Origin of the sequence: Streptomyces sp. NBC_01481, assembly GCF_026339995.1 — a bacterium.
In the GTDB taxonomy this organism is placed as follows: Bacteria; Actinomycetota; Actinomycetes; order Streptomycetales; family Streptomycetaceae; genus Streptomyces.
The window spans coordinates 396,661-418,492 of record NZ_JAPEPT010000004.1; the positions used below are offsets into that span (position 1 = coordinate 396,661).

The following is a 21,832-nucleotide window of genomic DNA, read 5'->3' on the forward strand; positions in this document are numbered from 1 at the left end:
CCCCGCTCCGTATATGACGGATGCCAAGAAGGACGCGCTGTCGCCGACGGGTGGTACGTACTCCACGAAGGTCAGCCAGAAGCTCTCCCGGGACGGGAAGAACTGGAAGCTGACCCTCGCGCCGGATGCCAAGTGGCTGGCGGCGAAGGAGCGTCAGTACCCGGTGGTGATCGACCCGACGATCACTGTCGCGCCGAACGCGGCCACCTCGCAGGACACGATGGTTCTGTCGGATCAGCCGTCGGTGAACTTCAACACCACCTGGAAGCTGTCGGCCGGCAAGACGGACACCGGTATCGCCCGCTCGTTGATCAAGTTCCCGCTGTCGGAGGTCCCGGCGGGTGTGAAGGTCGATGCGGCGCGGCTGAGCATGTACTACGACCAGGCCCACACCACGAACGGCAACGCGGTGACGCTGGAGGCGCACCGGGCGACGGGTGCGTGGGACGAGTCGACGGCGACCTGGTCCAACACCAGTGCGCTGGTGGGTGAGCTGTCCGCGACGACCGTCATGATCGATGACGGTGCTGTGGGGACGGCGGCGGTCGGCGAGTGGCCCGGTGGCACCACGACCGGTGGCGCCGCGACGTACGACGACTTCGCGTACAACAAGAACGCGCTGACCGGTGAGACGTACTCCTGGCAGCCGCAGGTCGCGGAGACCGATACCTACCGGGTGGACGTGCACTACCCGGCGGCCTCGGACGCGGCCACGGCCGCCCCGTACACCGTGAACTACAACGGCGGCACGAAGAACTACACGGTCAACCAGACCGGTACGGGCGGGGTCTGGAAGACCCTGGATGCCGCTGAGTACAGCTTCGTCAAGGGCAACACCGGCAAGGTCGTCCTGGGTGACACCGGCAGTGCGACGACGCGGACGCTGGCGGACTCGGTCCGGCTGGTGAACCCGGCGCAGATCGTGAAGCCGGTCGGCAAGTACAACCAGTGGCATGACTTCCCGGTGACCGACACGGTCCAGCGCTGGGTGTCCGGGGTCAATCCGAACCACGGGTTTGTGCTGCAGGCCAAGGACGACACGCTGGCCGGGACGCTGACCGGTGGTCCGCGCTACGAGGCGGGGGACGGCGACTACGGCGGCGAGACCTCGTCCATTCCGCGCCTGACGGTGACCTACGGCAAGGTCGGCACCGCGCTGAACTCGCCGACCGTGGTGCACTCCACGGGCCCGGAGCTGTCCTGGCCCGCCTATGTGAACACCAGCGGCGCGGCGAACGACGCGATCGTGGAGTACCAGCTGCACCGCTCCACGCAGCAGGTCTTCACTCCGTCCGCGGCGACCCTGATCGCCCCGATCCCGTCGACGGCGACCGCGTACACGGACACCACCGCGGTGCCGACCCCGGACTCCAGCTCCAGTGAGATCGGGAAGTCGTACTTCTACCAGCTCGCGGTGAAGACGCAGGGCGGTGAGCTGCTCGGCTCTCCGACCCGGGTGGTGGGTATCCCCAAGGCCGGCCGGACGATGAAGATCATCCAGGCGGGTCAGACGGACACCACGCTGTCCTCGCAGCAGCCGACCACCAACCAGGACGCGATCCAGTCCCTCGGTGTGGGCCAGACCTGGCTGAGTGTCGGCAACAACTCGCCCACGTACGGCAAGACCCGCGCCGTGGTGAAGTTCCCCACCAGCTCGATCCCCACCACCGCGACGGTGCTGGAGAACAAGATGTACATGTGGGGAGCGGAGACCACCAGCACCACCAACGGTGCGATCTACGAACTCCACTCGCTGACCCGGGACTTCACCGAGACCCAGGCCACCTGGAACAACGCCAACGCCACCACGCCGTGGACCACGGCGGGTGGCGACATGTCCGCCACCGTCGCCGACACCGTCCCGCAGATCACCGACGAGGTCGGCCGCCACTGGTGGGACGCCACCGGACTGATGCAGTCCTGGGTCAAGACACCCGCCAACAACAAGGGCGTAGCCGTCAAGCTGAAGGACGAGACCACCACCGGCCCGCAGGAACGCACCCTGTTCCTGTCGTCGGAGGCCTCCGACCCCCAGCTGCGCCCGTACATGCAGGTCATCTACGTCGACTCCACCACGGAGGACACGTACTACGCGCCGACCACTCCGGCCCGGATGACGCCGAACTCGCAGTACACGGTCGAGTTCACCGTCACCAACACGACCGCGACCGCGTGGGCCGCGGGTGAGCGGCAGCTGTCGTACACCTGGAAGCTGCCCGACGGCACGGATGTCACCACCGGCGGCAACCAGCTGTCGACGGCCATCCCGGCGCTGCTGCCGGGCAAGTCGGCGACGATTCAGGCGCAGGTCAAGACCCCCATCAATTCCGATGAGGGCAACAAGCGCCTGGACTACGTGCTCGGCTGGGACGTCAAGAAGGTCGCCGACGGGACCTGGCTGTCCGTCGGGACCGGCGCCATCCCGCCGCTGAAGCAGAACGTCACGGTCGAGGACCCCACGTCCAACACGCTGGGTCTGGAGAAGTTCTACGGCTACACCGGCAAGAACACCGGCGCCGGCGCCAGCATGATGAACAACCTCGCCTCCGGCAACGTGGTGTGGTCGTATAACGCGTTCAACAACCCCGGCCGGGGCCTGAACACGTTCTTCCGGCTGGCCTACAACAGCCTCGACACCTCCGACACGGTCTCCGGTCACGGCTGGTCCATGCAGGCATCGGGGCCGATCCGTCTCGGCGCGCCTCTGGAGTTCCACCCCAAGCCGAACCCCACCGAGATCCGTCTCCCGGACGGCGACGGCACCACCCACGTGTTCCGCTGGGACTCGGCCACGAGCTCGTGGAAGGCGCCGGCCGGCGTGCACTACAAGCTGGCCGCCAAGGCAGGTTTGGACTGCCAGCCGACGAAGGACCCGATCCCGGACGCCTGGACGATGACCCGGCCGGACGGCACCCGGTTCCTGTTCGGCTGTGACGGCTACCTGACCTCCACGGTGGACAAGAACGGCAACACCATGCTGTTCACCTACGAGGAGCGGAAGTCCAACAACAAGCCGACCAAGTTCCTGACGTACATCACCGACCCTGCGTCGCGGCAGACGCTGACGGTGGACTACTTCAAGAAGGGCGACGCCTCCTACGAGTACGTCTCGAGCACCGGCACCATCGCCACGGGCTCGAACCTGACCAACTCCAAGATCTACGACCACATCAAGTCGGTCACCGACGTCTCCGGCCGTAAGATCAACTTCTGGTACACCGACAAGGGTCTGCTCGGCCAGTTCACCGACGGCGTCGGCTCTTCGCAGCCGAAGGTGTTCAAGTTCGTCTACGACGCCACGCAGGGCAACAAGAACGTCAAGATGGTGACGTCCACCGACCCCCGGGGCAACGCCACCAAGCTGGACTACTACGCCCCGCAGACCGGCGACGACCCGAAGTACCACTGGTGGACCAAGGCCATCACGGACCGGCTGAACAACAACACGACGTTCGCCTACAAGGCGAACACGACCAACACGAATTTCACCGACACCAAGGTCACCGACGCGGAGTCGCACGTCACGGACTACGTCCTGGACGACTTCTCCCGCCAGGTGAAGTCCACCAACGCCAAGTCCGAGACCATGGACCTGTCCTGGGACGCGGACAACAACGTCATCCTCCAGAAGGAGGCGAACGGCGCCCAGACCACCTGGACGTACGACCAGAAGACCGGCAACCCGCTGACGATGAAGGACGCGGAGGCCAACAAGAACGGCACCGCGGCGACGGTCTACACGTACCAGACCCGTCTGGACGGCTTCTCGGCCGATCTGTCCACCAAGACCTCCCCCGAGGGCCGCAAGTGGCAGTTCGGCTATGACGCCTTCGGCAACCTGAAGACGGTCACCGATCCCCTGGGCGCCGCCACCACCTCGGTGCCCGACGACTACACCACCAAGTACGACTACGACGGCTATGGGCAGTTGACCAAGGCCACCGACGCCAACGGCAACGCCACCGTCAACTCCGACTTCGACGTCATGGGCTACCCCAGGACGATCACCGACGCGGAGAGCCACGCCACCTCGTTCGTCTACGACGCGCGCGGTCAGGTCACCTCGGTGACCGACGTGCTGGGCACCACCACCACCCAGACCTACGACGCCTTCAAGCGTCCGCTGGTCAACAAGGTGCCCAAGGATCAGGCGCAGGGGGTGTTCATCACCACTCCGGCCCCGGTGTACGACGCGAACGACAACGTCACCAGCAGCACCGCCCCGGACGGCGTGGTGTCCACCGCGGTCCATGACGCCGCGGACCAGGTGACCGAGTCGACCGGCCCGGACAACAACCTGAGCGGTCGCACGACGCGCTACACCTACGACAAGGTCGGCAACCTCAAGGCCACGACCGAGCCCAAGGGTGTGGCGACGACCTCCGTCCCGGACGACTACGTCACCACCAACACCTACAACGAGATCTACCAGCTCATGGCGGTGGTGAACGCCCAGGGCGACAAGGTCTCCTACGAGTACGACAACGTCGGCAACGCGGTCACGGTCATCGACCCGAAGAAGAACGCCACCGCCGACACCACCGACTACACCAGCAAGAGCTTCTTCGACCTCAACCACCGCGTGACCAAGGTCACCGACGCGGCGGGCAAGTTCACCACGCGTGAGTACGACAAGGACTCGCTGGTGGTCAGGAGCACCGACAAGGAGGGCAACGCCAGCGAGGTCGTCTACGACCAGCGCGGCAAGACGATCGAGCAGCGGGTCCCCTACTCGGGCAGCACCCTTCGCATCACGAAGTTCGAGTACGACCAGATGGGCAACACCACCAAGGTGATCAGCCCGCGCGGCACCGCCACCGCGGCCGTGGACGACTTCACCAGCCGCACCGAGTACGACAAGCTCAACCGCCCGGTCAAGCAGTTCCAGCCCTACGACCCGGCGGACGCGCGCTACAACGACTCCAACGTCTACACCCAGACGACCTACGACGCGGTCGGCCGCCCCTCGCGGGTCTCCGCGCCGCCGTCGGCGGGTCAGACCGTCCGCAACGACACCGACTACACCTACTTCGACAACGGTTGGGCCAAGACGTCCACCGACCCGTGGGACATCGTCACCTCCTACGGCTACAACCAGACCGGCCAGCAGGTCTCGCGCACCCTCACCTCCGCCGGCGGCTCGAGCTCGCGGACCCAGGGCTGGGCTTACTACCCCGACGGCAGCCTCCAGGCCCGCTCCGATGACGGCGTGCCGGTCGGCGCCCACGTGGTGGTGGCCGACAACTCCGACACCCAGACCACGTCGGCGACCGGCACCTGGGCCACGGCTTCGGCCACCGGCCAGCAGGGCTACGACCACCGCACCCACGCAGCGGGGGCGTCGACGGACACGTTCACCTGGACTCTGAACGTTCCGCAGGACGGCAGCTACACCGCCTACGCGAAGTACCCGACGACCTCGGGCGCCTCCACGGCGGCGAAGTACACCGTCACCCACGACGGCGGCACCACCGACAAGACGGTCAACCAGACCACCGGCGGCGGCACCTGGGTCTCGCTGGGCTCGTTCACCTTCAAGCAGGGGAACACGTCCAAGATCACCCTGGCGACCGACGCCTCCGGCAAGGTCGTCGCCGACGCGGTGAAGATCGTCCGCACTGCCACCGAGACGGACAACGAGAAGAAGAACTTCACCTACTCGTACGACCTCAACGGCAACCTCACCTCGACCGGGGACACCTCCTCGGGTGCCAAGATCGACACGTACTCGATGACCTACACCGGGCTGAACCAGGTCCAGAAGGTCAGCGAGTCGCTGTCCGGCATCGAGAAGAAGGCCACGTCGTTCACCTACGACGCCAACGGCCAGAAGGAGACGACGACTCACCCCGACCAGTACGCGCAGTCCATCTACGACCTGCGTGAGCTGGTCAAGACGGTGAAGGTCGGCAAGTCCGCCTCGGACGCCTCGCCGAAGACCACCGACTACACCTATACCGACCGCGGCCTGCGGCTGAAGGAGACCAAGGCCAACGGCAACACGGTCGACTACGCCTACTACCTGAACGCGGCGCTGAAGACCCAGACCGAGAAGAAGCCCAACGGCACCCTGGTCTCCTCGCACACCTACGCCTACGACGCCAACGGCAACCAGGCGCAGGACGTCGCGTCCAAGATGAACGCCGACAACCACGGCGCGTACCTGAACTCCACCACGGACTACACCTACGACCCGGTCAACCGGCTCGCCCAGTCCGTGAAGACGGGAACCGGCGCGGGCACCGAGACCTACGTCCACGACAACAACGCCAACGTCGTCACCCAGACGATCAAGAACGTCACGACCAACTACACCTACGACCGCAACCGGCTCCTCAGCTCGAGCATCGGCGCCGCCGGCAACAGCTACAACTACGACCCGTACGGCCGACTGGACACGGTCGTCGCGGCCGGCAAGGTGGTCGAGGACCGGGACTACGACGGCTTCGACCACGTGGTCAAGAACGCCAAGCTGCAGACCGACGGGGTCACAACGAAGACCACCACCTACGTCTTCGACCCACTGGACCGCACGGCATCCAAGACGGAGGGCGGCAAGACCACCGACTTCAACTACCTCGGTACCTCCAGCGAGGTTCTGAACGAGGCCGTTGCCGGCGAGGTCACCAAGTCCTACCAGTACAGCCCGTGGGGCGAACGCCTGACGCAGCTGAAGCACAACACCGACGGCACCGAGGAGCTCGGCGTCTACGGCTACAACGGCCACACCGACGTCGAAACCCTCACCGACACCAGCGGTGACACCAAGTCCACCTACGGCTACACCGCCTACGGCACCAACAACGACGCCGAGTTCACCGGCATCGACAAGCCCGACACCGCCCAGCCCGACAAGGAGGCGTACAACCCCTACCGCTTCAACGCCAAGCGCTGGGACGCCTCCAGCGGCACCTACGACATGGGCTTCCGTGACTACAGCCCCGGCCTGAACCGCTTCACCAGCCGGGACATGTACAACGGCGCCCTGTCCGACATGCGGCTGGGATCGGATCCCTTCACAGGGAACCGCTACGCCTTCACCGGCGGCAACCCGATCAGCGGCGTCGAGATCGACGGGCACAACTGGTGCGAAGGAGGCTCCTACTGCCCCTGGGACGACAACTTCGCCACTGCCTATGTCGGCGCCGTCAAGACTGTCGCCGACACGCTTGCCAGCCCCGTGATGGCCGCAGAGCCGATCCTTCGGGAGAAGTGCCCTGGATGCTTCGGAACTCCCGGTAATCCCAATGGAGTGGATCTGGGATTCGAATGGGTCTCAGGCACCGGCCCCAAGGAGCGAGACTTCGGCGGAAACGACGCCTTCACGCAGTCGCTCATGGACCACTACCACGTCCAGCGCGTGCGGGAGATCGCGGCCGATAACATCAACATCGGCAACTACAATATGGGCGAAACGGTCGCACAGGGAGAACCGGACGAGAAGACGGGGTTCATACCGAATAACGGCTTGAATCACTCCCTGAACTCCAAGACCCTCTTCATGGACTTCACGTCGAACATGTCCGCGGCGTTCCTGGGTTCCTACACCATGGACTACACGGTCAAGTCCATCGACAAGGAGGCGGGGACGGCGACCATTCAGTTCCATGTGCACAACAACAGCACCATGAACTCTGGAACGCATATTGCCCCGGAGCTCGGCGGGTACAGCGATTGGTGGGATGAGAACATCGCCGGACCCCTCAATACGTATTACGATACGGGGCGTTTCAGCAAGAAGGAGCAGGACATCACGTGGACGGAGACGGTCGACCTCGGCGACACCACGGCTCCGTCGCAGTCGTCGTCGTCATCGTCGTCGGGGGAGTCGAGTGGCTTCCTGGACACCGTGACAAGTTGGCTGGGCAGCCTCTTCTGATGGCAGGCTGACGCGTTCGCTCCCGCCGGTTGCCCGGTCGGGACACGCCTTGAAAAACGGCGGGGCTGCCCCCCAGGGATTCCTGGGGGGCAGCCCCGCCGCCCGGAACGACTGGAAGCAGATAGCGTGAAGCTCGACGTATTTCGCATCGGCGCAAGCCTTGCGACTGCCACCTTGACGGTACTCGCCTCGACCGCTTGCGGGACGACTAAACCCGCACCCGCCCACGTCCTTCCGGAGGCTGTGCATCATTCCGAATTGGTCGGCCGATGGGACGGAGGGCGGGAGTGCCGATCGCCACTTCCGGTCATTCGGCTGCGTGATGATTACACCTTTTCCGTCAAGGATTTTCCGGTCGCGTGGGACGGCCCCGGTCCGGACTCGCAGGTGACGCGCCGTTCGACCGACGGGAAATGGCATGCGGTCAACAAGGACCCCGGCCTGACACCCTATCTGGTGCTTAAATTCGAGAATGAGAAAGACAACAAGCTTCTGCCATTCTATGTGGAGAATGGCGAGTTGGGGATGAGCGGGAGTGTCCCGGTGCCCGGGGAGCCCGGCCAGTCCTACTCGTGTTACTACAAGCGCACTTCTGCCGACCCCGACTTCGGCCGATAGCGGGTCTGCCCGAAGCTATGACGCTGATCACAGCGCAGACCCGTGATGATCCGGAGCCCGGTTCCGCTGGGTTCTTGGGAGGGCGTGGCGAATCCGCGGCCCTCCCAGGGAGCCAGGGGGACCGGGGGAACCGCACCGGTTCATACACGAGGGGTGGGACCGATGGACCGAATCAGCCGCATGCTGCGGGCCGCCGACATGAGCCGGTATGCCTCCACGTTCGCATCCCGCACGACCGTGAAGGCACGGCTCCCCCTCGACTTCTCCGCGGGCAGCCTGCGAATCGTCGACCGCGTGGTGGACGGTCTGCGGCAGGGGGCCGGCGGAGCCGATTGGGTGGGGCGCCGAGCGGCTGAAGGGGCGCTGTGTGGACGCGGTGTGGACACAAGCATCTGCACAGACCTGCAAAGCCCGATTGAGAGCCGCAAGCAATGCATCCGTTGGCCTGCGAAAACGCCCAAGATCTGAGTAGAAACGCAAAGGCCGTCACGATCACCAATGGACTCATAATCCGTCGGCCGTGGGTTCGAGTCCCGCCCGCCCCACTACGCAGGCATCTGACCTGCAGAAACGTCTCATCGCGGGTGCGGATTCAGGACTTTGGCCCAACGGGCTGAATCCGCTGCCCATGTGTTCGACAGCGTTGCCGTCGGCGGTAGTTCGAACTGGCCTGACCCTGCGCGGATGTGTTGGCCCCACAGTCCGGGAAGTCGCCGCATCTGGCCAGTGTGAGCGGCTGGACGGCGAATTCGGGACGCCGGCAGGACGCAGGGAATCGGAAGCGACTGCCTTGGCACCATGTTGCCCGACATCGCTCCGGACGTGGGTGGTGTAGTCCGCGCGGTGTGGCGGCAGGCCGCGGCCGGCGGCCTCCGCCGGGCTCCGGCCGGCGCCCGAGGCCGTCTCAGTGAGTGCGGCCGACGGGTCGGAGGTCGCGGCCCGGCTGGCGGAGGTGGTCGCCGACGGTGCCCCTGCCACGCTGCCGGCCGCCGCGCTCACCGGCGGCAACACGGCCGGGCAGCACGCCGCGGCCCCCCGGCTCCCAGTCGAGCAGGCGCTGGCCCTGCCGCTGGACTGCGCGGGCCAGGTGGAGGGCGTCCTGGTGGTGGGCGTCAACCCCTGCTTCCCGCCGGCCGGGGCCTACCGGGACTTTCTGGAGGTGCTCGCCGCCGCCGTGGCCGGGGCGCTGACGGCCGCGCTCGCCCACGACGAGCAGCGCCGGCGGGCGGAGGCGCTGGCCGAGCTGGACCGGGCCAAGACCACCTTCTTCGCCAACGTCAGCCACGAGTTCCGCACCCCGCTCACCCTGCTCCTGGGCCCGCTCCACCCTGGCCGACGAGGACCGGCCGGAGCGGCGCGAGCAGCTGGAGCTGGCCGAGCGCGGCGCCCTTCGCCTGCTGAAGCAGGTCAACACCCTCCTGGACGTTGCCAGGGCCGAGGCCGGGCAGATGCGCCCGGCCCTCGAGCCGGTCGACCTCGCCGGTGCTACGGCGGAGCTGGCAGGGGTGTTCCGCTCCGCCTTCGAGGCGGCCGGGCTGACGCTGGAGGTGGACTGCCCGCCGCTGCCCAAGCCGGTGTCCCTGGACCGGGAGATGTGGGAGAAGATCATCCTCAACCTGCTCAGCAACGCCCTGAAGTTCACCTTCACCGGCGGCGCCCGGGTGCAGGTGGCCGTGGTCGGCGACCGGGCCCGGCTGACCGTGACCGACACCGGCACCGGCATCCCCGCGGACGAGCTGCCGCGCCTGTTCGAGCGCTTCCACCGGGTCCGCGGTGCCCGCTCCCGCTCCCATGAGGGCAGCGACCTCGGCCTGGTGCTGGTGAAGGACCTGGTGGATGCGCACGGCGGCACCGTCGGCGTGGACAGCCGGCTCGGCCAGGGCACCACCGTCACCATGGACCTCCCCTTCGCCGCCGCCCACCGCCCGGACCCGCCCGCGGCCGGCGCCGGATCTCTCGGGGAAACCCGCGGGGAAGACGGAGGCGGCCGGCCCGGCCGCGCCGCAGCCTATGTGGACGAGGCGCTGGGCTGGCTGGCGGCCGACCCCGTCCCCGCCGCGGCCACCCCCGCGGCACGCACCCCGCAAGCCCCCGCGCCCCACGATGCCCTCCACGGCCTCGGCCCGCACGAAACCGACCGCCCCCACCGGGCCCGCCTGCTGGTCGTCGACGACAACGCCGACATGCGCGCCTACCTCACCCAGCTCCTGCAGCCCGACTACGACGTGCTGCTCGCCGCCGACGGCCGGGCCGCCCTGGAGATGGCTCTGGCGCAGCCGGTGGAGCTGGTGCTCAGCGACGTGATGATGCCCCGCATGGACGGCTTCGAGCTGGTCCGGGCGCTGCGCGCCGACCCGCGCACCGCCCGCCTGCCCATCGTCTTGCTCACCGCCCGCGTCGGCGAGGAGGAATCCGTGCAGGGCCGGCACGCCGGCGCCGACGACTACCTGGCCAAACCCTTCTCCGCGCGCCAGCTGCTGGCGCGCGTCCGCACCGGGTTGGAACTGTCCCGGCTGCGCGAACAGGTCCTGACCGAGACCCGCAACCAGCTGGCCGTGCTGGCCTCCCTGGCCGACGCGGGCCTGCGGCTGTCCGCCACCCTCGACCCGGACCAGATACTGCAGACTGCCGGCCAGATCCTGCGGCCCGACTTCGCCGACCAGATCAGCATCCACGTCACCGCCGCGGCACCCGCCCCGGCGCAGTCGCCCCCGGCATACATCGCCGGCACCCCCCTTCTTGCCCGCGAGGCACTGGCCACCGCCGCCACCCACGCGATCAACGGCACCGCCCCAGCCCCAGCCACCCCGCACCCGCCGCCCGCCGCAGTGCTGGCCCTGCCGCTGCACGCCCACGACCAGACACTGGGGGCCCTGGTGCTGGTCCGGCGCACCGACTACTCCGCGGTCGAACACAAGTATCTGGAGAACCTCGCCCACCGCCTGGCCCTGGCCTACGACAACGCCACCCGGTACCACAACGAGCGCCGCGTCGCCCTGACCCTGCAGCGTGCCCTGCTGCCCCACCACCTGCCCCAGGTGCCCGGGGTGCGCCTGGCCACCCACTACCGGGCCAGCAACCGCGGCGCCGAGGTCGGCGGCGACTGGTACGACGTGATCGCACTGCCCGACGGTGCCGTGGGGCTGGCCATCGGCGACGTCATGGGCCACGACGTGGAAGCCGCCACAGTGATGGGCCAACTCCGCTCCGCCCTGCACAGCCTCGCGATGGAGGGCGCCGGCCCGGCCCGGGTGCTGGCCAGGCTGGACACCTACCTGCAGTCGCTCGCCACCGAACGCTTCGCCACCTGCCTGTACGCGGTCTACAACCCACACCGCCACCGCCTGCGCTACGCCGCCAGCGGGCACCTGCCGCCGCTGCTGGTAGCCGCCGACACCGCCTACCTGGAGCTGCCCCCGGCGCTGCCGCTGGGACTGGGCAGCACCCCAGTCGACCGCGAGGTGGCGTTCCCGCCCGGCACCAGCCTGCTGCTATACACCGACGGCCTGGTGGAAAACCGGGCACTGTCCCTGGACGACTGCCTGGCGGCCCTGCCCCAGACCTGCGGCGCGCTGCCCGCCGCCGCCCGCACCGACCCCCAGCAGATCACCGAACGGGCTCTGGAGCTGCTGAACACCCCCGACCGGGTCGACGACGACACCGCCCTGCTCGCCGCCACCGCCGAACCATCGCATCGAACCGGCGACCCGCAGGCTGGCGGAAGTGCCATACAACCTACCGTGGCTTCGAGTCCCACCCGCCCCACCACAGTAGTGCCCTGACCTGCGGAAACGTTCTTGCTGGAGCATTGGTACGCGAAGTATGGCTCAACGGAGAGAATCCGCTGCTCACTTCGTTGGCGCCCTTGTGCAGCCCGCGCCGGACGAAGAGGGGCTAGCTACTCTGACCTGCGGTGATGTAAGCGATCAAAGCTTGGTGGCTTACGCGGCAGCCGCTGTCGGGCAAGATCGAGGGGACGTATAGGGGACGCGGCGGATCGGCAGCGGTTCCGCAGCCCGTCCCGTGGGACCCAGTGCGCTGTCGGGGGTGGCTGCCCTCGGTGTGCCGGCGGGCTCCGCCTGGTCGTCTTGGTGCTGCTCGGGCAAGACCGCCTTCGCCTGGGCGCTGGCACGCGACGGTGTGGTCGGCGGGGGCGTTGGCCTGGAACGGTCGTACCGGCTGGATGATGAAAACTGCCCGAACTGAATGAGGTCCAGGCATCTGCCTGAGGGCCAGCGACGTTCAGGACAGCCCGAATCTAGAGGCAGCGCGGAAGCTCGCTGCAGGATTTCGCGCCTTGGGTGCGCAGCCAATCTCTCACCTCGTCGGCCTCGCTGACGAGGGCTATGTCAAGTGGCGTCTTGTCGTCGTAGCCGATCCAGTTGATGTCCGAGCCTCGCCGGAGCAGGTACTGCGCGGTCTGCAGGTGCCCGCCGTGGCAGGCACCCCAGAAGGCCCGCGTCACCTCGTCGGGCGCCGGTGCTTCCATTGCATCGACGAAGGCTTCGACGCGGTCCAGCAGGCCGAGAGTCGCGGCGTCCTGGAGCGCGATGTGCGCACCGTGCTCGATGAGGCGGTACGCGGCCTGCCACTGGCCGAATGCACGGGCATCGGCCAGTGGGGTGCCACCGCCGATGACTGCACCGGGCGCCTCGACGTCGGCTCCCGCTTCGATGAGGGCGTCGAGTACGGCTACGTCGTTACTGCTGGCCGCCCAGTGCAGCGGCGTCTCAGTGTGGGAGCCGTCGAACCGGGCGTTGGGATCGGCTCCAGCTGCAGCGAGGGCAGCGACAACCGCGGGCCCGTTGGGGAAGTGGCCCGGCCAGTCGGCCGCGATGTGCAGGAGGCTGCGGGAAGCCCCGCCCGCGCAGCCTTCTCCTGCAGCTTCACTGATCCTGGCGGTGGCCAGGCCGGGGTGGTCGGCGAGGAGCTGCTGAAGTGCCGGAAGATCGCCGGTACGAATCGCCTCGGTCACGGCGACGGCGAGCGGAGCGTGCGAGTGGAGCGTCACCATGGCCGGTCTCCCTTGCTCAGGCGTGGTCCGATTCTGTCAGCAGTCGGCCGAAGACCGCCTGCCCCAGGGCCTCGGCGCGGGTCTGATCGACGGCGTTGCCGGTGAACTCGTGGTGCTGCGTGGACCACTTGTGGGCGGTGGCGCGGCTGGTGAAGAAGTTCAGGGCGCCGCAGGCGGTGTCGGCGGCGGGGCCGGTGCAGGAGCGTTGTCCGACGAACACCACGGCAGTTGCCGGTTCCCACACCATGTGGCCCTTGGCGGAGGTGACGGTGACCGGTTCGCAGCGGACCCTGCACCACGTGGCCTCGAGCGAAACCGTCCCCGAGGGACGGCACGCGCTGCGCTTCGAGTTCGAGCCCACTGGCGCGCCGGACATCGCCCATGGCAAGGGCACACCAGGCCGGGCCCGCTGTACTTCGACGGCCGCCTGGCGGTGAGACCGATATGCCACTCACCACCCCGGTCATCTTCAACCCGGGCGGTATGGCCTGCGGCGCCAACCCGGGATCGGCCGTCACCCCCGACTATCCGGCACCGTTCCGGTTCACCGGCACCCTGCACACCGTCACCGTCGACCTGTCCGGCGACCTGATCGTCGACGCCCCGAGCGAGATGCGCATGCACATGGCCCGCCAGTAGCCGTCCGGCCGGGGCTGCTCAGCCGGTGCCGTCCAGCAGCAGCCCCAGCCGCTGGCCAGCCTGGAGCGACTACGCCCCGCCGTTCCACTGCCTTGGCGGCACCACCCGGCGTGGCCTCGTCGACGTCAGCGGGGTGCCCTGCGCCGACCTGTAGAAAGAGGCCATCGGCGCGTTCATGCGGAATCAGCGGGGCTGCCGCAGCGGCGCAGGAGTCGACAATCTGCCGGGAGCGACGGGCGTGTGGATCCGGAGGGCGAGAACATGAGCAGTGGCGCCTGGACCGGTGTGGCGGTGGCGGGCGTCGCTGCCGCGTACGCATTGGGCTCGCGTCGGCTGTCCTCGACGCCGCTGTCGTCGGCGATCGTGTTCGTCGGCTCGGGGATCCTCCTCGGACCGGCCGTGCTCGACCTCGTCGACCTGGAGCGCGACCCCGCCCCGATCATCGCGCTTCTCGAAGCCGCCCTGACGCTCGTCCTGTTCACCGATGCCATGACGATCCGCAGACGGGACCTACGGACCGGGGGCTTTCTGCCCTGCCGTCTGCTGGGCATCGGACTGCCGCTGAGCATCGGGGCGGGCTGGCTGCTTGCCTGGCCTCTGCTGCCGGGGCTGACGGTGTGGGAACTCGCACTCGTCGGCGCCATCCTCGCCCCCACCGACGCCGCCCTCGGAAAGACCGCCATCTCCCATCCCCGCGTCCCGGCGCTCGTACGTCACGGGCTGAACGTCGAAAGCGGCCTGAACGACGGCATGGTGCTGCCCTTCTTCGTCCTGTTCCTGGCAGCCATCCCGGGCACGCACTATGCGGAAGAGGGCGTGGCGGGTGTCTTCTGGCGCGCCCTGGTGCTGAGCACCGCGCTGGGTCTCCTGGTCGGTGGGCTCGGCGGTCGGCTGCTGCAGTGGTCCCGGGCAAGGGGATGGGTCACGGGGGAGTGGCGGCAGGTCTACCCGCTGGCCGTCGCGGCAGCGTCGTACGAACTCGCCGTCGTGACGGACGGCAGCGGCTTCATCGCCGCCTGGGTCGCCGGATTCGCCTTCGGGTTCGTCCTGCGCCGTCACCGGACCGGCCACAAGCAGGAAGACCCGGACCGCACGGCCGAGTTCGCCGAGAATCTCGGAGGACTCCTCGCGTCGATCAGCCTGCTGGTCTTCGGCGCGGTCCTGCTCGGCCCTGCGCTGGAGCACCTGAGCTGGCGGATCATCCTGTACGCGGTGCTCAGTCTTACCGTCGTCAGGATGCTGCCGGTGGCCCTCTCGCTCGCCGGGAGCAGGCTGCGGCCCCCGACCGGGGCGTATATCGGGTGGTTCGGGCCGCGAGGTCTCGCGTCCGTCGTGCTGGCGCTGCTCGTGGTGGGGGAGAACGTCCCCGGGGTGGAACTGCTGGGCAGGGTGGTCGCGATCACCGTCGGCCTCAGCGTCCTCCTGCACGGCGTCTCGGCCGTGGCCCTCGCCGAGCGGTACGGCCGCTGGTACGAGAAGGCCGCGGCCACCCCCCGCGACCTGCGCGAGGGCACACCCGTACCCGAGAGCCCCGCGCGCCGCAGGCTGGATCCCCCGGACCCGCCCGAGAGGTGAGGCAGCGCCCCCGGGCTCGCTGCATCACGGCATTGCGCGTGGCTCAGCCGTCTCCGTCAAGCAGCCGGCGCAACTCGATCTCAAGCCATTGGCTCTCGTGACGCCACGTGTCCAGGGCGGTCACCAGCTGGCGGCTCACGGCGTCGGCCGTCAGCGAGCGCCACCGGCAGCCGGTAAGAAACTCGACGAGTACCCCGATCCGCTCGTCGTGGCGGGCCACCGGCACCGCGTCGGCCGCTCCGTGTCCATTGATCGCGGCGAGCGCGCGACGGCTGACCATTTCGGGGGTGAGCCTCCGCCACGCGTACGGGCTCAGCGCCTCGCTCACGGCGCGCACGCGCGCATCGATCAAGGAAGCCGGCCGCACCATCGGAAAAGCCCTCCGCAATATCTGGGGACGCTCCCCGTCAACGGCCACGTCACCAGTCGGCACTGGGCTGCCCAGGCCCTGCATCGTGGGGAGCGGCATGTTGCGCAGAGCGTAGAGGGCACACCAGGGCACGTCCAGCTCTACATCGGCCGCCACCGTTCCGGCGCCCGGCAGTAAAGGGCGTCCCGAGCGTCGCCACCCGCAACTACGTGTTTGAGTTCGATCTCACCGGATGGGGCTGGATCCATCTGATCATGGGCGAAGTCATCACTCTCGCCGGTTTCGCCCTGTTCCAGGGCGCCACGTGAGCGAGGGGCTTGGGTGTGGGGCTGGCCGACCTGGCCCTGTGCGCTCTGCTTCGTTCCGGCACTGCGGACACGCTGACCGACGCGAGCTGGGACGCCAGCGCGCGAATGCCGAGCCCGATCAACAGGAAGGGGATGGTGGCGATTTCCGCGCCGACGTCTGCGTCGAGCGCGGCCATCAGGGCCACCGCGCCCGCGAGCAACGCGAGGATCCCGAGCCGCACGACCCGCCGCGGCGAGACGTCCGGGAAACAGTGGCCGGCCGACCGCCGAGTCCCACCTACGGCTTCCAGCCACCTACGCGGGGTGCTCCTGGGCCCGGGTGTTCGGGCACCGCACGGCGACGAGGGCCGCGATGTCGTCGTCGAGCCTTCCGCCGCTGTAGTGGAGCAGGTCCCGGTGAAGCCGGTCGAGCAGTTCGCGGGGCGGCGCCGGGCCTTGCCGCCGCATCCAGTCGGGCAGGGGGAAGAACTCGCCGGTGCGGTCCCGGGTCTCCGTTACGCCGTCGGTGTAGAGCAGCAGCTGGTCGCCCGGGGCGAAGGCGACGGTGTCGACGCAGTAGCGGTCTCCGATGAGCGTCGCGAGGTTGAGGGGCGGCGAGGGGGCGGTGGGCTCCAGGACGCGGATCTCCCCGCGGTGCACGAGCAGCGGCGGGGGGTGCCCGCAGTTGAGGAGTCTGACGTGGCTGCTGCCGTGCGGGATCTCGGCGAGAAGAGCGGTGGCAAAGTGCTCCGGCAGGTCCTGGGCGGGGAACGTGGCGCTGTGGCGGGTGATGCTGGTCTCCAGGCGATGGATGATGCCCCTCAGGTCTGGCTCGTCGTACGCGGCCTCCCTGAAGCTGCTGACCACCGCCGCGGCCGCTCCGACCGCGGGCAGGCCCTTGCCGCGTACGTCGCCGATGAGCAGCCGGACCCCGTACGGTGTGTCGGCCGCCTCATAGAAGTCCCCGCCGATCCGGGCCTGCTCTTGGGCCGCCAGATACAGCGACTCGATCTCGATGTCCGCGACGAGGGGCGGCAGGGGGCGTAGCAGCACCTTCTGGGCTGCGTCGGCGACGAGTCGGACGTGGAAGAGTGTCTCCTCCCGCTGGAGTCGGACATGGCTTGCGTATGCGGCCGCCAAGGTGACCGCGGCGATCGCAGCCACCGTGTATGGCGTCCCCAGGTCGGTGTAGACGAAGCTGAGGCCGATCATGACCAGCAGGCAGAACGTCCCCAACAGCATCGTGGGGAGCACAGGCCACATCGCGGCGGCGAGGGCGGGTGCGGCGGGCAGGAGGCGGCTGACGGCGATCTCCCTCGGTGTGGAGAATGCCAGGGCGGCGATGAGGACGGTAAGGATCACCGGTGACAGCAGGGCAGGGTCCCACCGGCCGCCGTAGGGAGGACGACGGCGCCGCGGCCGCCCGGGCGTGATCACAAAGTGCATCATATCGGGGTGAAGTAGGCCTTTATGTACTCCGAGGTCCGAGCGGCTGGGCTTCGACGTCGGCGATGCGCTTCTTGGCGACTCGGTCCGCAGGAAGCCGTCCGACTCCTCATCCACGGTCCCGTCAGGCCACAGGGTCGTGTACGACCACCCTCCGCCGACCCTCTCTTATAGGGATCAACCCGAAGCTCCTCAAGGATCGCCCCCGCCGCATCCGCGCCCCTCAACGCCACGTGACGAAGAGGCTTTCTATGCTCGTAAAACAGAACGTGAGCGGGTTACAGACCGCTCCAACGAGTGATCCGGACACCTTCGACGTGGTCAGTAGAGGCCAGGATCTGGAGTTGTGTCTCGGTGATCTCGTTCATGCTGCCTCCGTCCAGCCGCGCGCACGGGCGTGGTGCCGCAGCTCCACCCGGGCCACCGCTGATCGGCCCGCCTCGGTCCAGAGGGGGTGTGACGCCGATGTGATCGTTGTTGAGCGTCGGTAGGCCCCGGATCCGATCGACTGCGAGCGTCTCGTCTCGCTGGTCGAGTCCACCGGCGAACGCGTCGTACTCACTGAGGCCGACGTGCCGGTGAGCGTGCTGTTCCCGGCAGCAGTGGTGGCCGAGCTGGAGCACTGGGCCCGCGCCGATTACCCCACACCCGTACCGATACCGCAGGACCCGGAAGAGGACGACGCGAGCGAGACGACGTGGGACGTCGGTCGGCTTCGGGTCGAGCCGTTGGCCAGCCCGCAGGAGCACGGGCCCTAACACCCGGTACGTGCGCGCCGATGGCAGGCGCGTCAGCTTCGCCCGGGGCGGGATAGTGGTGGCCGTGCAGCTGACCGCCGACGAGGCGGCGTGGCTTGAGGGTAAAGCCACATGTACGCGCCAGGGATTTATGGACCCCAAGCAGGCAGCGGCATTCGAAGAATTCCTGGCCCGACAGCCCGCGGCCGGCGAGCAGTGACTTTGAGACGGGCCCAACCTCGGGCCGGGAATTGCGGCCCACCGCAGGTGATCAAACGGCCAACTACGATGGTCAGACTGGCCAACTGCAGTACTCAGTCACAGCCGACTGGTAGATGGTCATTCCGATTCCTACCTGGCCAGTCGCGTCGGGGCGTGTGGAGGTGACCTCGCACATGAGTACGTCTACGGATAGCCTGGCGCCGCCGCGATCAACAGGATGGCTCCATGAGTGAGCTCGAGCGTTATCCCCAAATCCCTGCGGGACCCGCCCGCACCCATCGGCCCGTCCGCAAAGTGATGAAGGCCGTCCTCATCGTGGCGGCCGTAGCGGCGGCGGTTCTGCTGCTCTACTTGGCTCTCTTCATCGGCATCTTCGCCATGGCAAGTTGATCGTTGCACCACCGGCTGCTGATCCAGTGCCTGCCCGACGGCAACGAGACCGCTGCGGACATTCCCCGCTCTCCAGCCGAAACGGCCATCAGGCCAAGAAACGCTTAGGGCTGATCGCTGCGGCATCGCCCTCGCCTCAAGGCACGCATGGGAGCAAAGCCAGGCTCCCACTGGCGCCGGCGGCAGGTAAGGCCTACCGCTCGACACCGTGGCCAGCTATGAGTCGACGTCCGCACATAACTTCGGCTGATGCCCGCCTCTGCGGCCGGCCCGGGCGCCGAGAGGCCGTACGCCCTGCTCGTGGAAGCCCTCGCCTGCACCGGAAAACCGCCGGCCAACTCTCGGACGCATGGTCAACAGGAACCGAACTCGGCTTCGTGGCCTGCTCCGGAGCGAAAACCTGGAACGTCCCCGGGGGCGTGAGGTATCCCGATGGTGGGGGCTGACGGCTGAGGAGCGGGCCCGTCGTGAGCGAGTGCGGTTCGCTGCTGCTGAGGAGGCACGGCCCGCGCAGCGCGAAGAGCGGCCGACGTCTCTGACCTGCGCTGATGCAAGCGTTCAAGGCTGCGGTTGGCTTATGCGGCGGCGCTGTCGGGCTCGACGCAAGATCGAGGGGACGTACAGGGGACGCGGGTGCCGGCAGACGGCGCAGGGCCGCATTCCAGAGACCCTCCGCTCAGCCGACACGTCCCGGTCCCGAGCGCCTACGGAGGGCGGCACCACATCCGCTGCTGCCTCATGAGCGAAATCCGTCGACAGAGGCGAGAGTGGCATTGACGTACCTCTCCGGATCGGAGGCTTCCATGAGCGGCCCGGACACGCGAAGCCTGCACTGTCTGGTGACGGGCGCGACGGGGTACATCGGAGGCCGGCTGGTCCCCGAATTGCTGGACGCCGGGTACCGCGTACGGTGCATGGCCCGGTCTCCGGACAAGCTGCGCGACCACCCGTGGGCAAGGCACGCCGAGGCGGTTCGCGGAGATGTGACCGATCCTGATTCGGTCGGGTGCGCTCTGCGCGGTATCGATGTCGCCTACTACCTCGTGCATGCCCTGCGGGCCGGAGACGACTTCGAGGAGACCGACCGGAAGGCCGCCCAGGTGTTTGCCGAGCGGGCTCGCGTTGCGGGCGTACGGCGCATCGTCTACCTGGGCGGGCTGACCCCGGCCGATGTGCCGGAAAGCGGACTGTCGCCCCATCTGCGGTCCCGCGCCGAGGTCGGCGAGATCTTCCTTCGCTCGGCTGTGCCGGCGACCGTGCTCCGCGCCGCGGTCATCATCGGCTCCGGTTCGGCGTCCTTCGAGATGCTGCGCTACCTCACCGAGCGCCTGCCGGTCATGGTCACCCCGAGCTGGGTCAGCACCCGCATCCAGCCGATCGGTGTCCGGGACGTGCTGCGGTATCTGGTGGGTAGTGCACGGATGCCCGACGAGGTGAACCGCGCGTTCGACCTCGGCGGGCCCGACATCATGACATACGAGCAGATGATGCAGCGGTACGCGGTAGTGGCCCGCCTGCCCCACCGCTTCATCCTGCGTGTACCGATGCTGACGCCCCGTCTCTCCGGCCTGTGGATCGGCCTGATTACTCCCGTTCCCCCCTCCCTCGCGCGGCCGCTGGTCGAGTCGCTGCGGCACGAGGTCATCTGCGGCGAGCACGAGATCGCCCGGTACGTACCCGATCCGCCTGGTGCACCGATCGGCTTCGACCAGGCGCTCACCCTGGCCCTTCAGCGCGTACGCGATGCTCAGGTCGCCACCCGCTGGTCCTCCGCCTCGCTGCCCGGCGCTCCGAGCGATCCACTGCCCTCGGACCCGGACTGGGCCGGAGGCAGTCTCTACGTCGACCGACGCGCGCTCGCCGTCGACGCCTCACCGAACGCACTGTGGCAGGTCATCGAGGGGATCGGCGGTGACAACGGCTGGTACTCCTTCCCGCTCGCCTGGGTCGTACGAGGCTGGCTCGACCGGCTGGTCGGAGGCACCGGACTCCGCCGTGGCCGCCGGGACGCGGCACGGCTCCGGGTCGGGGACTCGCTGGACTTCTGGCGCGTGGAGGAGATCGAACCGGGCAGGCTGCTGCGGTTGCGTGCAGAGATGCGCCTGCCGGGGCTCGCCTGGCTGGAGATGAACTGCGACCAAGACGAACAAGGCCGGGCGCGCTACCGGCAGCGTGCGCTGTTCCACCCGCACGGTCTGCTCGGGCATGTCTACTGGTGGAGCGTGTCGCCGTTCCATGCGGTCGTGTTCGGCGGTATGGCCCGCAACATCGCGCAGGCCGCAGTCCAAGCGGACGCCGCTCATGACGGCCACGGCACGAATCCGGGCTGAGGCCGTGAGTCCGGGCCCAGCACGTGCGTGTTGACGAAGGGGATCACGTCGCCATCCCGGCCAAGCGTGAGAGGGGCGAGCTGTGCCGGGACCTGCGACATGACGACTCCGGCGAATGCTGGCTGCTGCCCCTGCCAACCGTGAGCGATGGCCAGCGTCCACCAACTGGCCCCGATGAACACGAAAGCGCCCCAGCCGCCGGTGTAGAGCGCGCCCACCGTCGTGATCCGTGCCGTGTAGTAGCCGGGTCGGCGGCCCATCAGCCCCGCGGGGCATCGGTGGTGGACCAACGCCCCCGTCTCGTGTGCCCGTTCGGGGGTGTTTC

16 protein-coding genes and 2 pseudogenes are annotated in these 21,832 nt (G+C 68.2%); 11 read left to right on the forward strand and 7 right to left on the reverse strand.

All coding sequences use genetic code 11. The annotated features are described in order from the left end of the window. Nucleotides 1–220 precede the first annotated feature (220 nt). The 3 genes from OOK40_RS23565 (at nt 221) to OOK40_RS23575 (ending at nt 8,965) form a co-directional block, all read left to right on the forward strand. Nucleotides 221–7,879 (forward strand): DNRLRE domain-containing protein, encoded by a 7,659-nt coding sequence (locus OOK40_RS23565; RefSeq protein WP_266486565.1) that lies wholly within the window; start codon nt 221–223, stop codon nt 7,877–7,879. Between the two features lie 126 nt (nt 7,880–8,005). Then, nucleotides 8,006–8,497, forward strand: a complete 492-nt coding sequence (locus tag OOK40_RS23570) for a hypothetical protein (RefSeq protein WP_266485379.1) — start codon at nt 8,006–8,008, stop codon at nt 8,495–8,497. A 162-nt stretch (nt 8,498–8,659) separates the two neighbouring features. After that, a complete protein-coding gene (locus tag OOK40_RS23575) occupies nt 8,660–8,965 on the forward strand; it encodes a hypothetical protein (RefSeq protein ID WP_266485381.1) in 306 nt (101 codons plus the stop codon). A 436-nt stretch (nt 8,966–9,401) separates the two neighbouring features. On the opposite strand, the gene OOK40_RS23580 is transcribed toward OOK40_RS23575, so the two are convergent. After that, on the reverse strand, nt 9,402–9,782 hold the full coding sequence (locus tag OOK40_RS23580) for a hypothetical protein (protein ID WP_266486616.1): 381 nt from the start codon (nt 9,780–9,782) through the stop codon (nt 9,402–9,404). A 163-nt stretch (nt 9,783–9,945) separates the two neighbouring features. Between OOK40_RS23580 and OOK40_RS23585 the strand changes: the two genes are divergently transcribed. Next, on the forward strand, nt 9,946–12,279 hold the full coding sequence (locus OOK40_RS23585; RefSeq protein WP_266485383.1) for a SpoIIE family protein phosphatase: 2,334 nt from the start codon (nt 9,946–9,948) through the stop codon (nt 12,277–12,279). Between the two features lie 476 nt (nt 12,280–12,755). Here the strand turns inward: OOK40_RS23585 and OOK40_RS23590 are convergent, their stop codons facing one another. After that, complete coding sequence (locus OOK40_RS23590) at nt 12,756–13,511, reverse strand: ankyrin repeat domain-containing protein (protein WP_266485385.1); 756 nt, start codon at nt 13,509–13,511, stop codon at nt 12,756–12,758. A 16-nt stretch (nt 13,512–13,527) separates the two neighbouring features. After that, complete coding sequence (gene merB / locus OOK40_RS23595) at nt 13,528–13,758, reverse strand: organomercurial lyase (RefSeq protein WP_266485387.1); 231 nt, start codon at nt 13,756–13,758, stop codon at nt 13,528–13,530. A gap of 7 nt (nt 13,759–13,765) precedes the next feature. On the opposite strand from merB, the gene OOK40_RS23600 reads away from it, so the two are divergent. The 3 genes from OOK40_RS23600 to OOK40_RS23610 all read left to right on the forward strand — a co-directional run bounded on the left by OOK40_RS23600 (nt 13,766) and on the right by OOK40_RS23610 (nt 15,725). Then, complete coding sequence (locus OOK40_RS23600) at nt 13,766–13,948, forward strand: hypothetical protein (protein WP_266485389.1); 183 nt, start codon at nt 13,766–13,768, stop codon at nt 13,946–13,948. A gap of 7 nt (nt 13,949–13,955) precedes the next feature. Continuing rightward, complete coding sequence (locus OOK40_RS23605; protein WP_266485392.1) at nt 13,956–14,150, forward strand: hypothetical protein; 195 nt, start codon at nt 13,956–13,958, stop codon at nt 14,148–14,150. A gap of 261 nt (nt 14,151–14,411) precedes the next feature. Then, nucleotides 14,412–15,725, forward strand: a complete 1,314-nt coding sequence (locus tag OOK40_RS23610; RefSeq protein WP_266485395.1) for a sodium:proton antiporter — start codon at nt 14,412–14,414, stop codon at nt 15,723–15,725. A gap of 43 nt (nt 15,726–15,768) precedes the next feature. Here the strand turns inward: OOK40_RS23610 and OOK40_RS23615 are convergent, their stop codons facing one another. From OOK40_RS23615 to OOK40_RS23625, 3 genes and pseudogenes are all read right to left on the reverse strand, one after another. Next, nucleotides 15,769–16,077: a hypothetical protein gene (locus OOK40_RS23615; protein WP_266485398.1), complete on the reverse strand. Its 309-nt coding sequence runs from the start codon at nt 16,075–16,077 to the stop codon at nt 15,769–15,771. 379 nt (nt 16,078–16,456) lie between these two features. Continuing rightward, nucleotides 16,457–16,648, reverse strand: a pseudogene (locus tag OOK40_RS23620) (MFS transporter); the annotation flags it as partial. 49 nt (nt 16,649–16,697) lie between these two features. After that, entirely contained in the window at nt 16,698–17,819 is a 1,122-nt protein-coding gene (locus OOK40_RS23625) for a PP2C family protein-serine/threonine phosphatase (RefSeq protein WP_266485401.1), read from the reverse strand. Between the two features lie 581 nt (nt 17,820–18,400). On the opposite strand from OOK40_RS23625, the gene OOK40_RS23630 reads away from it, so the two are divergent. The 4 genes from OOK40_RS23630 to OOK40_RS23645 all read left to right on the forward strand — a co-directional run bounded on the left by OOK40_RS23630 (nt 18,401) and on the right by OOK40_RS23645 (nt 21,507). Further along, nucleotides 18,401–18,586: a hypothetical protein gene (locus tag OOK40_RS23630; protein WP_266485403.1), complete on the forward strand. Its 186-nt coding sequence runs from the start codon at nt 18,401–18,403 to the stop codon at nt 18,584–18,586. A 64-nt stretch (nt 18,587–18,650) separates the two neighbouring features. After that, nucleotides 18,651–18,785: a hypothetical protein gene (locus OOK40_RS23635; RefSeq protein WP_266485406.1), complete on the forward strand. Its 135-nt coding sequence runs from the start codon at nt 18,651–18,653 to the stop codon at nt 18,783–18,785. Between the two features lie 227 nt (nt 18,786–19,012). Continuing rightward, nucleotides 19,013–19,177: a hypothetical protein gene (locus OOK40_RS23640; RefSeq protein WP_266485408.1), complete on the forward strand. Its 165-nt coding sequence runs from the start codon at nt 19,013–19,015 to the stop codon at nt 19,175–19,177. Nucleotides 19,178–19,980: 803 nt separating this feature from the next. Further along, nucleotides 19,981–21,507, forward strand: a complete 1,527-nt coding sequence (locus OOK40_RS23645; protein ID WP_266485411.1) for an SDR family oxidoreductase — start codon at nt 19,981–19,983, stop codon at nt 21,505–21,507. Between the two features lie 143 nt (nt 21,508–21,650). Here OOK40_RS23645 and OOK40_RS23650 read toward each other — a convergent pair. After that, nucleotides 21,651–21,776, reverse strand: a pseudogene (locus OOK40_RS23650) (acyl-CoA desaturase); the annotation flags it as partial. Nucleotides 21,777–21,832: the final 56 nt, after the last annotated feature.

What these genes read in the sequence shown, in the direction of transcription:
- OOK40_RS23565 (WP_266486565.1), top strand. Translation starts at nt 221, where the DNA reads ATGGTTCTGTCGGATCAGCCGTCGGTGAACTTCAACACCACCTGGAAG.
- OOK40_RS23575 (WP_266485381.1), top strand. Translation starts at nt 8,660, where the DNA reads ATGGACCGAATCAGCCGCATGCTGCGGGCCGCCGACATGAGCCGGTAT.
- OOK40_RS23585 (WP_266485383.1), top strand. Translation starts at nt 9,946, where the DNA reads ATGCGCCCGGCCCTCGAGCCGGTCGACCTCGCCGGTGCTACGGCGGAG.
- OOK40_RS23590 (WP_266485385.1), bottom strand. Translation starts at nt 13,511, where the DNA reads ATGGTGACGCTCCACTCGCACGCTCCGCTCGCCGTCGCCGTGACCGAG.
- merB (WP_266485387.1), bottom strand. Translation starts at nt 13,758, where the DNA reads ATGGTGTGGGAACCGGCAACTGCCGTGGTGTTCGTCGGACAACGCTCC.
- OOK40_RS23605 (WP_266485392.1), top strand. Translation starts at nt 13,956, where the DNA reads ATGCCACTCACCACCCCGGTCATCTTCAACCCGGGCGGTATGGCCTGC.
- OOK40_RS23610 (WP_266485395.1), top strand. Translation starts at nt 14,412, where the DNA reads ATGAGCAGTGGCGCCTGGACCGGTGTGGCGGTGGCGGGCGTCGCTGCC.
- OOK40_RS23640 (WP_266485408.1), top strand. Translation starts at nt 19,013, where the DNA reads ATGAGTGAGCTCGAGCGTTATCCCCAAATCCCTGCGGGACCCGCCCGC.
- OOK40_RS23645 (WP_266485411.1), top strand. Translation starts at nt 19,981, where the DNA reads ATGAGCGGCCCGGACACGCGAAGCCTGCACTGTCTGGTGACGGGCGCG.